The sequence below is a fragment of the Croceimicrobium sp. genome (assembly GCF_965228705.1).
Classification (GTDB): Bacteria; Bacteroidota; Bacteroidia; order Flavobacteriales; family Schleiferiaceae; genus Croceimicrobium.
The window spans coordinates 2,407,173-2,421,539 of record NZ_OZ245832.1 but is presented as its reverse complement, the minus strand read 5'-3'; the positions used below and the strand labels follow the sequence as shown (position 1 = coordinate 2,421,539).

General features: G+C 45.3%; 8 protein-coding genes. 7 read left to right on the top strand and 1 reads right to left on the bottom strand.

Features of this window, described 5'->3' with window-relative positions:
• The first annotated feature begins 1 nt into the window (after nucleotide 1).
• Nucleotides 2-3,448, top strand: coding sequence for a hypothetical protein (locus tag ACO05P_RS11030; protein ID WP_421750845.1), 3,447 nt, complete (start codon nucleotides 2-4; stop codon nucleotides 3,446-3,448).
• A gap of 62 nt (nucleotides 3,449-3,510) precedes the next feature.
• The gene (locus tag ACO05P_RS11025; RefSeq protein WP_421750843.1) at nucleotides 3,511-4,203 is read left to right on the top strand and encodes a ComF family protein; all 693 of its coding nucleotides are present in this window, start codon (nucleotides 3,511-3,513) and stop codon (nucleotides 4,201-4,203) included.
• A gap of 51 nt (nucleotides 4,204-4,254) precedes the next feature.
• Here the strand turns inward: ACO05P_RS11025 and ACO05P_RS11020 are convergent, their stop codons facing one another.
• The gene (locus ACO05P_RS11020) at nucleotides 4,255-8,211 is read right to left on the bottom strand and encodes a choice-of-anchor J domain-containing protein (protein ID WP_421750841.1); all 3,957 of its coding nucleotides are present in this window, start codon (nucleotides 8,209-8,211) and stop codon (nucleotides 4,255-4,257) included.
• Between the two features lie 78 nt (nucleotides 8,212-8,289).
• Here ACO05P_RS11020 and ACO05P_RS11015 point away from each other — a divergent pair, with 78 nt between their 5' ends.
• From ACO05P_RS11015 to ACO05P_RS10995, 5 genes are read left to right on the top strand one after another with little or no spacing between them, the layout of a single operon-like run.
• Complete coding sequence (locus ACO05P_RS11015) at nucleotides 8,290-9,966, top strand: Ig-like domain-containing protein (protein ID WP_421750839.1); 1,677 nt, start codon at nucleotides 8,290-8,292, stop codon at nucleotides 9,964-9,966.
• Between the two features lie 31 nt (nucleotides 9,967-9,997).
• Nucleotides 9,998-10,996: an OmpA family protein gene (locus tag ACO05P_RS11010; RefSeq protein WP_421750837.1), complete on the top strand. Its 999-nt coding sequence runs from the start codon at nucleotides 9,998-10,000 to the stop codon at nucleotides 10,994-10,996.
• Between the two features lie 48 nt (nucleotides 10,997-11,044).
• Nucleotides 11,045-12,199 (top strand): sensor histidine kinase, encoded by a 1,155-nt coding sequence (locus ACO05P_RS11005; protein WP_421750835.1) that lies wholly within the window; start codon nucleotides 11,045-11,047, stop codon nucleotides 12,197-12,199.
• The gene (gene hemW, locus ACO05P_RS11000; RefSeq protein ID WP_421750833.1) at nucleotides 12,199-13,329 is read left to right on the top strand and encodes a radical SAM family heme chaperone HemW; all 1,131 of its coding nucleotides are present in this window, start codon (nucleotides 12,199-12,201) and stop codon (nucleotides 13,327-13,329) included. Before ACO05P_RS11005 ends, hemW begins: the two co-directional genes overlap by 1 nt.
• A gap of 1 nt (nucleotide 13,330) precedes the next feature.
• Entirely contained in the window at nucleotides 13,331-14,071 is a 741-nt protein-coding gene (locus tag ACO05P_RS10995; RefSeq protein ID WP_421750831.1) for a cyclase family protein, read from the top strand.
• The last annotated feature ends 296 nt before the right edge of the window (nucleotides 14,072-14,367 follow it).

Here is a 14,367-nt window from a genome sequence, read left to right as displayed (position 1 = left end):
CTTGCAAAATAAACGCTTTATCCGAGCCCTAGTCAAATTTCTGCCCTTCTTCCTATGCATGTTCTCGGGCCTGGCCCTACGAGGGCAATGGCAAGAATTGAATATTGGCCCTGGCGACTCTGTGGCTCTGGGGAATGCGGTGCTGGTGTCGGAAAGTTTTGCTTTTTACGATTCGGCCGGAGAGCCTGTTTTCCCTAAGTATCGTTTTAAGGCAGGTCAACCATCATACTTGCTTTTTGATCCACCACTAAGGGATTCCTTGCGTTTGCGATATCAGCAAATAGACCTGCAATTGCCTCTTTATTTTAGTCTGCGTGATAGCAATTTGATTTTACCACCGGAACGAGCAGGTTTTCAGTTGAAGGAAGAAGAGCTTTCGGTCTTGCCAAGCGCTCAAAACTTTAGTCCTTTTCGTGCTTTAAATTCACAAGGTAGCTTGAGTAGAAGTATCTCGGTGGGCTCTAATCAAGATGCGGTATTAAACTCTGCTCTAAACCTTCAGCTAAGTGGCGACCTGGGAAATCAGACCCAGATTCGAGCTAGTATTAGTGACAATACGGTGCCAGTGCAGGCCGAGGGCTATACTCAGCAATTGCGAGATTTTGATCGGGTATACCTCGAATTGGAAAACCCGGATTTTGGCCTGCTTCGGGCGGGGGATTACAATATTAAACCGGCTCCCAGTACCTATCTAAATTTCGAAAAACGGGTTTCGGGTGGAGGCTTATTAACGGCTATTTCGGCTGGTGCTGAAAAGAACCTCAAATTGCAAGCTGAGGGAGGTTTGGCTCGGGGCCGATTTGCCCGTAACCGTTTTCAAGGTCAGGAAGGCAATCAAGGGCCCTATAAATTACAAGGGGCTAATGGCGAACAGTTTATCATCATCGTTTCGGGCTCGGAAAGAGTTTATATTGATGGCATATTGCTTAAGCGCGGTCAGCAATACGATTATGTAATCGATTACAATGCCGGGGAAATCACCTTTACTGCTTTGCAACCCATCACCCGCGATAAGCGGATTGTGGTAGAGTTCCAATACACCGAGCAAAATTACTTGCGTTCGGTACTTTATGGGGAGTCCAGTTATCAGTCTCAAAATTGGCAGAATCGTGTACAATATTATACGGAGCAGGATAGCAAGGATCAGGCGCTGGGTACGGATCTTAGCAATGAAGAAAAAGCCATTTTAGCTGCGGTTGGCGATGATTTGGAAAGAGCTTTTGCGTCAACGATTCGGGCCGCTTCTTATGATCCTGGCTTGGTGCAATACCGTTTAATTGATAGCCTGGCCTATGACTCTGTTTTAGTCTTTTCAACCGATAGCAGTCAAGCTTTGTTTAATGCCAGCTTTGCCTTTGTAGGCGCTGGAAAGGGAGATTACAAATTGGTTTCCAGTAATGCCAATGGTAGGGTTTTCCAATGGGTCGAACCCCAGAATGGTCAGTCGCAGGGATCCTATGCTCCCGTACGAACCCTGGTAGCGCCTAACCGATTGCAAGTTTTGAATTGGCAAAGTCAGGGGCAATTTGGCAGGGGAAAAAACCAGAGCTTGAATTTGGAAATGGCAGCCAGTAATAATCGTTTAAATCTCTTTTCGGATCGCGATCGCTCTAATGATGATGGTTTGGCCGGAAAGCTCGAATATGCCTTTCGCCCTAAATTTAAAAAGGGGAAAGCAGAGCTTAAGGCGGCGTATCAATTCAATAATCCTGGTTTTAGCACTGTAGAGCGCATATATGCGGTAGAATTCGCCCGCGATTGGAACCTTCCCCTGAACTATCAAGGAGCTTTGCAAAATGGGGCCTTGGCTTTTCGGTATTATCGCGATTCCTTGAATTTTGGTGCCCAATTTCAATTTTTAAATAGCCCATTGAAAGAAGGTTTTCGTCAAAGTGTTGATGGAGCTTATCGTGATTCCTCCTGGATTAGTGATTTTAAAATAAGCCTTACTCAAACCCAAAGTCCACAGCTAAAGGAACAGTTTCTAAGGGAACAAATTCGCAGTCGCTATTACTGGCTAAAGGAATCGTGGCTGGGCATTAAATCCATTGGTGAATGGAACCGAAAGGAAATAAGCACCGATAGCCTAAGTGCTGCCTCATATTCGTTTTTAGAGTATCAAGTATTTCAAGGTTTTGGCGATACCAATCGCAGCTTTTTGGAGTTTGGCTTTTTACAGCGTTTTGATGATTCGGTGCGGGTTAAAGACTTGCAACCTTTTACCTATGCTTATACCTTTTTCGGTAAAGGGCACTGGCGCAGTCCGAGCAATGGTCGACTTTCCCTATCGACCTATTATCGAAACCTGCAAATTCTGCAACCCGAAGAGCAAGCATTACATCGAAGTTTAACCAGTCGCCTCGACTATCAGCAGGGATTTTTAAAGGGAGCCTTGCGCAGTCAAAGCTTTTATGAAAGCGGTTCGGGCACTGAACCACGCCGAAGCTTTACTTATATCGAAGTACCCGCAGGTACCGGAACCCATACCCATGTAGATTATAATGGCAATGGCATTCGGGAGTTGGACGAATTTGAAATTGCTCCCAGTCCGGATCTGGCCACTTTTGTAAGAGTCTTCAGTCCTAACTTAGAGTTTTTCCGAACCAGTATCGTGAAATTTGGACAGAGCTTTAATATTCAGGCGCCACGCACCTGGCAATCGGCTCAAGAAGGTTATCGCTCCTGGATGCGCAAGTTTTCTTTAATCAGCTCCTATCAATTGGAACGTAAAACCCTTTTGGAAGAGGGAATAAATGAGCTAAATCCCTTCCGTAAGTTAAGGGAAGATACATTGCTGGTTTCTGAGAACAATGCCTTTCGTCAAAGTCTCTTTTTTAATCGCAGTGCTTTAGGTTTTGGCGCCGACTATAATTTTAATCGTAGTAGCAATCGCAATTTGCTCAGCTTTGGAATTGAGGAGCGCGTTTTGAATGCGCATAGACTGGGTTTGCGTTATGCATTTGATCAAGCCTTTGTGCTCCGATATCAAGGGAATTTAGAGGATAAGCGTAATCGGTCCGGCAATTTCGCCAGTCGAAATTTTGATTTACAAGCTCTGGCCAATACCCTAAGCTTAAGTTATCAAGAAGGGCAGAAACTTACTTTAACCGGAGCCTATGAATTAAGGGAAGAGGAAAGTTCAGGGGCCGATGCAAATAGCTTAGCGGCTCAGGAATTTAGCCTCAACCTTAATTATAATTTGGCCAGTGAAATTGCCATGCAAGGGGAGGTGGCTTATATCCGTAATAATTTCGAAGGAGATGTAAATAGCCCTGCTGCTTTTGAAATGCTGCAAGCTTTTAAGCCCGGTGATAACCTGGCCATAAGCCTTACCTTACAGCGTACTTTCCTCAAGAATATCGTTCTAAGCCTTAATTATTCAGGTCGCTTTAGCCGAGAGGCTTTTGCTATTCATACCGGTAATTTGCAAGTAAAGGCATTTCTTTAGACGTTTCTAAATGTTTGTTCTGCCGCTTTCCATTTTAAAGGTTGGTATTTGGCGGTAAAAACATGAAGCCATTTGTTTATCTCCGGGATTTTGTGGATTTAATTTTTCCGCCTTCTTGTTTGGCCTGTGAGCAAAAGCTCTTTCGCCCCGAAAGACATATTTGTCTGGCCTGCAAAGCCGACTTACCGCGCACGGATTTTGAGAAGTATCAGGATAACCCGGTCTTTCGACGGTTTATCGGAAGGTTTCCCTTACGCTATGCTGGTGCCTGGTTGCACTTCCAAAAGGCGGGTAAGGTGCAAAAGCTTATGCATGCCTTTAAGTATCGAGATCAGGAGAAGCTCGCTTATTTTTTAGGGGGTCAGCTTGCCAGAGAATGGCGGGACAGTCCTTTGTTAGCTTCCCCTGATGTAATAGTTCCGGTGCCGCTTCATCCGCGGAAGCAAAGGAAAAGAGGGTATAATCAAGCTCAGGCCATTGCCGAAGGTTTGAGTGCTGAACTGAGCAAGCCATTGGTCTTGGATCAGCTGAGACGCGTGCGTTATCGAAATTCTCAAACCAAGGAAAGGCGTTTTAATCGCTGGCAACAGGTGAACTCCGTTTTTCAATTAAAGGATCCCGCAAAACTGGCGGGTTTGCATATTCTTTTGGTGGATGATGTAATAACCACTGGAGCCACTTTAGAAGCTTGCTTGCAGGTCTTGGCTCAAGCTCCCGAAAGTCGATTTTCGGTTCTAACCTTAGCGCATGCCTAAAATAAAAAACCACCCCCGAGGGGGTGGCTATGGTGGTTGGTCTTTTGTAGATTATTTAAGGAGCAAACGCTCTTGGTAATGAAGCTCGCTTTGATTAATGTCAATTAGGTAAACGCCCTTGCTTAATCCATCAAGGTTTAATTCTTGGGCTTCCTGGGCTTCCACCTCAAGGGTCCAGCGGCGAACGGTACGACCGCTGGCATCTCGCAAGGCAACTTCTACTTTTCCGCTCTTGGGTAATTCCAGTTTAATTTGATCTTTAGCCGGATTAGGATACAGCTTCAAATCGCTGGCTTTCCATTCGGATGTACTTACATCTGCAATGGTTTGCGTAAGGGTATCATTACCGCAGGAGCTTACTAATATCAATTCTACGGTATACACTCCAGCGCTGGTATAGGTGTGGTTTACGGTAACTCCGTTGCCTACATAGCCGTCACCAAAGTCCCAAACATAATTTTGAATGTTTCCGCTTGAAGCTGAAGCGTCAAAATTGTAGCTCATAATGTTTGTCGTGCTGTGATTGTAAACAAAACTGGCATTGGCTGAGCCCGAATTGTTGGTGCTAACAGTAGTTGGCCCGTTAAAGGCACCGGTATCCAGTACCCCGCAAGTATCAGCGATATACACATCATAAGAAGTGTTGGCACTTAGATTATTTAAGGTATAAGGCGAGGTAACTACCCCAGTGAAAGATCCATTACCGGGGCTAAACCCGGTGGGGCCGTATTCAATAATCGAACCGCCTGAAGATGAGGTCCAGCTTAAGTCGATGCTTCCGCAACTTGGGTTTGCACTGCTCACATTAGTCACTTGAGGGCAAATATTAGATCCTCCAGGTATATCTACCCGAATGTCATCTAAAACATTGGCACGACCCCAATCATCCGAGCCTTCAAAGGCAAATTGCAGGGTGCTGGAGTTGGATGGAATGGCTATTACGGCTTGGGTCCAACTGGAAACGCTATTTGCATCCTGCCATACTTGAGTCCATGCTCCACTTGGGCTGGTACGATAATAAACCGTAAGTGTGTTTTGATCTCCGGCCCAGGATTCCTGACCATACCAAAAGCTAAGTTCGGTGGCGCTTAAAGCACTGGCATCAATAATGGGTGAAAGGTATTGCGTAACATGGGGTCCACCGCTACTGCTGGTGAATACGGCATTAAACATTCCGCCATAGGCTGAGGTAATGCTTCCGCCACTAGAGCCTGATCCGATGGACCAATTCTTAGTACCACTTATTTGCACATTGCTCCAGCATGCACTGGTAGGCCCTTCGAAATCTTCGAGGTAAGGAGCCGTAAAGCTTTGGCAAGCAGTAGTGAAACATACGGGTCCTGCCCAAGCACTGGTATCACCAGGCGCACAAATGCCTCGAACGAATAAACAATAAGCACTTGCAGAATTAAGTCCGCTTAAACTGGCATTCAGACCGCTGGTGCTGCCAATAGTTCCGTTGGCCGGATTTGCACTTGCGCTCGTAACCACCGAGTATTCGTAAGATCCGGCAAATCCAACCCAAGAAACAGATGCGCTGTTTGTATTAATATTGCTAATGGCAATATTGCTGGGCGGGAAACAACTGATATCAGTGCAAACGCTTAGGGGGCCAAACCATGAACCGCTACCTACACCGGCGCAAGTATCTTGAATGTAGATATCATAGCAAGTACCGGATTGTAATCCATTAAGGTTGTAGCTGTTTGTATTTACTCCAGCGATGTAATTGCCACTTACGGTAGTTCCTTGACGGAAACCTGCAGGTCCCCAGTTTATATTCCAAAGGCTGCCATTGGCGGAAACCCAGTTGAAATTAATGTTATTGGTACCTACACTGATGGAATCGGCAGCGGAAACCGCACCACATGGCTGGCCTTCTACTTTAAAGTTATCTACCAACCAGTACCAAGCCCAAGAACCACCGTCATCATAAATGAAGCGTACTTGTAGATTAGGGTTGGCATAGGCAGTAATGTCGATACTCTGCGAATCTGGTGCGCTAAAGGCCCCTAAAGTTGAGGTGAAGTTGGCTACTTGATTCCAGGTGCTGCCATCGTATACCTCTACGGAGGCTGAGCCTGAACCTAAGTGACGGTAGTATTGATCGAAGCTTAGGGTTAAGGCACCGGCACTCATATAGGACGTGGCATCTAAGATTGGCGAAGTAAGGGTTTCGAACATGGTAACGCCACCGCTACCGGCTGCATCACTATCCGCTTCCATCATTGGGGTGCCATCAAGGTCACCTCCGCTGGTTAAACCGCCAGCTGGAGCAGCTACCCAAGTGTCTGCAGTTGATCCTCCATCGATAATAGTGAAACAACCCTGACCGAGATCGAAGTTTTCACTAAAAGGAATGCTTTGGGTAGCACAAGCGGTTGAAACAGTAATCGGACCTAAAGTATCCGTAATGGCTCCAGAGCAGCTGTCTAAAAGGTAAAAGTCGTAGGTAGTGTTCAGACTAAGGTTAGGTATACCCATGCTGTTAGCAGTGGTGCTGGAAGTTTGAGTTCCACTTCCTGGATTGAAGCCACTAATACCCCATTCGATGATGTAGCCATGGGAGGTTCCTAAATTCCAGTTTAGGTTTACACTGTCGCTACCCACATAGCCTGCATTGAATCCACTGGAAGGGGTGCAAAGTACATCGCGAACTGAGAAGTTATCAATGATCCACCACCAGGCCCAGGAGCCATTGTCGCGATAAACAAAGCGAACCTGCAAATTGGCATTGGCATAAGTTGAGATATCGATGTATTGATGATCGGGGTTTCCGAAAGCTCCTTTATCACTGTGTTCGCTGTATACCAGATGCCAGGTAGTGCCATCGTATACTTCAACCGCAGCAGAATCGGAGCCAATATTATTGTAGTATTGATCAAACTCCAGGATTAAGCTGCCGCTGATAGCACTAGCGTCTATAATGGGGCTAATCAAAAGTTCGTCGAGGGTTTCCCCTGATCCGGCATCATCACTATCTACTTCCACATGCGGGGTTCCGTCTAAGTCACCACCGGTAGAGCCGCCACCGGCAGGAGCAGGTCTCCAGGTATCGGTACTGGTTCCTCCGTCTACAACATTGAAACAACCCAGTCCTTGATCGAAGCTTTCCGTAAAAGGCAGAGAAACAGTGGCGCAAGGCGTACAGAATGTAAAGGGGCCAATATAGCCTGAGTAGCCCCCGCCGGGGCAAGATCCTGCAATGTATACATCATAGCATTGACCAGCGGTTAATTGATTGAAACAGCTACCGGCATCGGAATTGCTGAGGTTAATATTGAGGTTTCCGTTGGTGGCTTTGGTGCCAATACAGCCGGTACCTTGACTAAAACCTACCGGACCCCATTCGAAAGCGAGAGTATCTTCTAAGCTTAAAAGGTCGATCGTAAAGGTGCTGTCATTTAGTGCACTCACCGATTGGATGTTGGGCGCCGGACATAGAACCGATTCCACTTTAAAATTGTCGATGACCCACCACCAGGCCCAGCTTCCATTATCTACATAGCGAAAACGAACTTGTAAACTGTCGTGTGCGTAAGCGCTAATGTCGATCTGTTGATGATCAGGGTTGTTAAAAGCACCAATGGTAGTAGCGGTGCTATACACGCTTATCCATTGGGTGCTGTCCCAAACTTCTACCCAGCCACTGTCATTCGTGTTTAAAGAGCGGAAGAAATGATCAAATTCGAGGTAAAGGGTACCTACCAAATTTGAAGCATCGATATAGGGTGAGCTTAAGGTTTCATCAAGGGTATTGCCGCTGCCAGCATCATCGCTGTCAACAATTACCAGTCCGGTTCCATCAAGGTCGCCACCAGTACTACCGCCGCCAGGCCCCGCCTGGACCCAGGTATCTGTGGTGCTTCCACCATCCGTAACGGTGAAACATCCCAGGCTGGAATTAAAATTTTCGGTAAAAGGCAAACTTTGGGGCGGACACTGGCCGTTTCCAGAAAAGGCCATAGTCAGTAAAACGCCCAAAAAGAGTAATCTTTGCAGAGCCATAAAAAAGGGTTAGTGTTAGTGCAAATTCAAAAGTACAAATATTAATTGCCGATTAGTCAGGAACTTCTATACTAAGTAATGCGAAACAATTCGAATATTCGAACTCTAACTTCTCTACTGCTAATCATTGCAGTTTTTGCTTTTTTCGAAATCAGTATCAGTTCCTGCGCCAGTAAGTCGAGTCCCAGTGGCGGTGCGAAAGATACACTGGCCCCTCGCCTGGATACAGCCTTTCCTCCCAATCAGACCCTCTTCTTTAAGTCGGATAAAATCATTCTTGAATTTGATGAGTATCTTAATTTAAAAAGTCCCCAACAGAATATTAATATCAACCCCCTGCTTAAAGAAGATCTGGAAATTATTTCACGGGGAAAAAAGGTGGAGATTCTGCTAAAAGATAGTTTGCGGGCCAATACCACCTATATCATCTCTTTTGGCAAAAGTTTGGCGGATCTTAATGAAGGCAATGAGAACACAAAGTTTAAATATGTATTCTCTACTGGCAGTTATATAGATAGTCTTCATCTCTCCGGAACTTTACGAAAGGCTTATACCAATGAGCCTTTGGCCAATTATCTGGTAGGTCTTTATGATGTGAAAAAGGGGGCCGACCGGGATTCATTTTTATTGAAGGAACGCCCGGACTATTACACCTTTACCGATGAAACGGGTTCCTTTGGTATGTCCTATTTGGGCGAAGGTGATTATTTAATGGTGGCCTTCGAGGAGAAGGGCGGTACCTTTAAATTGATACGCCGAGATGCTCCTTTAGCTTTTCATTCCGATACGATTCGCCTCAGGCCTGATAGCCTGTACCTCTACGATCTGGTGCTTTTTGAACCGGAACCCGATTTTCGCTTTCTAAATGCCAAACAGAAAAACTCCGGTAAGATTCAGTTTGCCTTTAATAAAGATGCTTCTGATTTTAAGGTAGAGCCTTTGGGAAGAGCAGCAGATTCTTCATTCTTTTTGTGGAGCAAAGACAAGGATACCCTTAATTATTACTTTTCCTTCAGCGCAGATAGCTTGCAGTTTAAACTGAATTACGACAGCTTAATTGTGGATTCGATTTTTACAATGCGGTTGCGTGAGATGAAGGCGCCCGAATTGACGATTAACACTGCAATCAAACAATTGCGGCCCGGTGATAGCCTGCCCTTGCGAACAAGCTTAGTGCTGCAAGGGTGGAATAAGGATTCGATTTTTAAGATTAGTGAAAAGGATACTGTTAATGTGAGTTTGGTGCCAGATAGTACAGATCCTTTTGTATGGTATTTGCCTCCGCCTCATCCGCGGTCCTTTACCATGAGATTTAAACCTGGAGCATTTTACAGCGAGAAGCTTAGTTTGGAAGATTCTGTGGATTTTAAAGTAGACGTTCTGAAAGGCGAGGATTTAGGCACTTTGACTTTTAAGGTGGTGGCAGATTCGGCGAAAGCCATGATCTTACAAATATTGGAAGAAAGCGATCGTATTTTCTTGGAACGAGCTTTTCGAGATTCGACTACTGTGGTACTTAAGAACACCTTTCCCCGGAAATTAAAGGCCTACTTAATAATCGATGAGGATGAGAATGGGGCTTATACCACTGGTGATTTTTATAAGAGAAGGCAAGCTGAAAAACGGGTAGTTTATAAAGAGGAATTGGAGATTCGAGCCAATTGGGAATTGGAATTAGAATGGCGTTACCGTATTAAGCAAGCTATCAACAAAGAGCCGTTGTTAAAATCTGATAGTACGGCTGTGGGGCAATAGGCAGAGCCTTAATTTTGAGGCAAATGTTTGTATGAAGAAGCTTGCCCTATTTGCTATTCTGGCCTTTATGGCCTCATCTTGCGTAAGTAGCAAGGTTTATAAAGATCTACAAGCCAAATTTGCTGACCTGGAAGCGGAAAACTCTACCCTTCGCAAAGGGCGTGATGAAGCACAGGCAGCAGAAGAAGTGGCTCAATCGCGAATCAAGAATCTCGAGTCTGAGTTGGCAACTTTGCGTAAGAAAAGTGCTGAAACCAAGCAGGAGCTTGAAAATCTTAATAATCGATATCAGGATTTAAATCGTTCTTACGAGTATCTGTTAGAGAACAATAATGAGCTTTTGGCCTCTAATCAGGCGGAGAATAAAAAGCTGGTTGATAAGCTGAATAAGCTGCAAGCTGAATTGTCTGCCAAGGAAGATTCTCTGCGTTTGGAGAACGATCGTTTGCAAAAACTGGATGCTAACCTGCAGAAGCTCGGGCAAGAAATTCAGGTGCGTGAAGCGCGTATCAGTGAACTAGAGGCGGCCATGGCTCGGAAGGACAGTACTGTGGAAATGGTGCGTCAGCGTTTGCGCGATGCCCTGCGTAATTTCGACGGCAAGGGCTTAACTGTAGAAGAGCGCGATGGTAAAGTATATGTGTCTTTGGAAAACCGTTTGTTGTTCCCGTCCGCCAGTTGGACTGTGGAAGCTGAAGGTCGCAAGGCCCTGGAGGAGCTAGCCGTTGTATTAGCCGAAAATCCGGATTTACAAGTAATGGTAGAAGGTCATACCGATGCCGATGCCTTTAATGGTCGCACGGCAGTAAAGGATAATTGGGATTTAAGTGTAATGCGGGCCACTAGCATTGTGAAAATACTGGTAGCCAATGATGGTGTGAATAAGGCCAATATTACGGCAGCCGGAAGAAGCGAATATGTTCCGGTGGCCTCAAATGATACCCCCGAAGGCAAGGCGAAAAACCGTAGAACGGAAATTATCATTACGCCTAATCTGAGCGAGCTTAACCAGCTTTTGGAAATGAATTAAGCAGCGCCGGGCCGGCAATATTATTCGTTTATTTTTGTTTGCTAGCCTATGGATTTTTACGGACGCAAGAACCTTTGGAAGTTTTTACTTTTCGTCTTTGCCATTCTTATTGGATTGGTAACCCTTTTCTATACTGAAAGCTTTTTAAAGGAGCTCCGTAATGAAGAGGTGAAAAAGGTGAACCAGTGGGCCAGTGCCATGAGTTCGGCCCTGCGGGCAGAGAAAAATGCCGATATGTTGCTGGTGTCGCAGATCATTAACTCCAACACCACCATTCCCGTAATTATTACCAATGGCACCGATTCGATTGTGCACTCTGCGAATTTGGATTCGCCTCGCGCCAATGACCCTGAATACCTGAAAAAACGATTGGCCCAAATGCGGGAGAATGGTCTCTTTATCGAAGACTATTATGTGCCCAATAAAAAGATTGTGGTGTACTATGAGAGCTCCAATCTGCTAACCAAGCTTCGTTATTATCCCATTGCGCTTTTAGGCGTAATTAGCCTCTTTATTTTGGTAGCTTATTTTGCCTTTAGTGGAGCGCGTAAAGCGGAGCAGGACCAGGTTTGGAATGGCCTGGCAAAGGAAACGGCGCATCAAATTGGTACCCCCTTAAGTTCTTTGATGGGCTGGCTGGAGCTGATGAAGCTTCAGGAGGTAGACCCCAATATGGTGAAGGAAATGGAGAAGGATGTAAAGCGTCTGGAAACCATTACCAATCGGTTTTCAAAGATTGGCTCACAGCCCGCTTTGCATAAAACGGATATGTTATTGAGTACTCGTCAGGCAGTGGAATATTTGCGGACCCGCAGTCCTAAGAAGATTGAGGTGGAATGTCATGTTCCTTACGAACCGGTTTACTCAGAGGTAAATTTACCGCTCTTCGAATGGGTGATTGAAAACCTGATTCGCAATGCGATTGATGCCATTGAAGGAGAAGGCCGTATCGATGTTTATCTAAGTTCTACGGATACTAAAGTGCAGATTGATGTGGTAGATACCGGAAAGGGTATTCCTCCTCAAAAGGTGAATTCGGTATTTCGCCCAGGCTACTCTACTAAAAAGAGAGGCTGGGGTTTGGGCTTAAGTTTGGCCCGCCGCATTATTGAGGATTATCACAAAGGCAAAATATTCGTGGCTGAGTCAGTACTGGAAGGAGGTACCACTTTTCGGATTCTATTGCCAAAGGTTCCTGCTTAATGGCTGGCATTTATTTGCATATTCCCTTTTGTCGACAAGCCTGTGTCTATTGTGATTTTCATTTTAGCACGCTGCATGGGGATAAGGAGGCGATGGTAGAGGCCTTGATTAAGGAGGCCTATATGCGTCGAAAGTATATGGGCACTCAAGAGATTAAGAGTATTTATTTTGGCGGGGGTACACCAAGTTTGTTGGAGCCGACACAAATTCAGGCAATTCTTAATGCTTTGAGGAAGGACTTTCAATGGACGGAGTCCGCTGAAATATGTCTTGAGGCTAATCCGGATGATTTAAGTGAAGAATTTCTCGAGGTCTTAGCAAAAACGGAGGTGAATCGACTTTCCATTGGCTTGCAAAGTTTCAAGGATGAAGATTTGCGATTAATGAATCGCGCCCATTCGGCTCAGGAATCTCGAGCATGCCTGGATTTAGCCAGGCGGTATGGCTTTACAAATCTTACCGTGGATTTAATTTACGGAATCCCCAATCAAAGTGATGAGGATTGGCTTTGGCAATTAGAGCAACTAAAGGCTTATGATATTCCGCATTTCTCAAGCTATGCCTTAACGGTGGAGCCAAAGACAGTGTTGGCGCATTGGTTAAAGCAAGGAAAGGTAGAGGTGGATGAATCAGCTGCTGCCCGACATTTTAAAATACTGCAGGACTTCGCACTTGCTGAAGGCTATGAGCAGTATGAGCTTTCCAATTTTTGTCGGCCAGGACATCAGGCCGTGCACAATAGTTCCTATTGGCAGGGATCCCCTTATTTGGGCTTGGGTCCCAGTGCGCATTCCTATAATGGCCGGGCTCGGCATTGGAATGTGGCCAATAATAAATTGTATCTCAAAGGAATTTATTCGGAGGGTTGGAAACCAGAAGAAGAGCTGCTCACTTTAGAGGATCGCTTCAATGAATTTGTGATGATTCGGATGCGTTTGAAAGAAGGGATTTTGATTAAGGAATTGGCTGGTTGGCCTGATTATTTACAAAGCCATTTTTGGACGGAAGCCCATAAACTCATTAAAGCTGGTCGTTTGCGGAAATCTGATGACCGCCTGTTTATACCTGGAGGGCAGCGCTTTTTTAGCGATGGCATTGCTTCGGATTTGTTTTACTTAAAAGAAGATTAAGATGATAATAGAGCTGATGCGCGGAGGGCGTAAATACTCAGTAGATCTAGGCAAGGGAGTGGATTGCAGTAGCACATTAGGAGACCCGAAACGGGAGCCGGCGGCCTGGTATGTGGATCCGGTTTCTATACAACCCGTGCGCATGGGGGATTGGATCGGCTCGGTGGCCGAAGGTGGTAGCGTTAATTTCTTCGAAGTAAAGCTTAATCCCCATGGCAATGGTACCCACACAGAATGTTATGGTCATATTGATAAGCAGCAACAAAAGGTAGGTGATCTTATGCAAGAGCATCATGGCTGGCTGTATTTTCAACGTTTACCGATGCGGCAAGAGGGTGAAGATTTACTCTTGAAATTGGAAGATCTTAAAATTCCTGAGGAGGGTCTGCCTTCTTTCGTAGCTCTGGCGGCTGATGGTTTAGCATTTCCCAAGAACTTCAGTAATACGAATCCACCCTATTTCGAGGCGGAGCTTTGTCGCTATTTAGCCGAGGCCGGTGTAAGTCATTTGCTGACTAATTTACCTTCAGTAGATCGAGAGGAAGATGGGGGGGCTTTAGCGGCGCATCGGGCGTTTTGGCAATATCCAAAAGCCATTCGGAAACAAGCTACCATAACCGAATTGGCACATTTTCCAGATGAATTAATGGAGGGGATTTACTTTGTTAACCTTCAGTTAGCACCCTTGCATAATGATGCGGCACCTTCGAGGCCGGTATTCTATCCTATAATTAAGGAATAGTAGTTGTAAATCAAATGATTAGGGTTAAAAAATGGAAAACCCCGACATCCTGTGAGGATATCGGGGTAAAACCTTAACCTGATTAATCTGCTTCGCTGACGCTAAAGTACAACAAGTTTTTAAATGTGCAAACATTGTTGCAAATTTTAATATCGTTTTTTGTGAAATTATTAAAAATTGCAACTCAAGTCACATAGTTTCCAGGAGTGTAGGGGTTGGAAAAAGAAAAACCCCGGCTTCCATGGAGGAAACCGGGGTAAAACCTTAACCTGATTAATCTGCTTCGCAGACTCAAA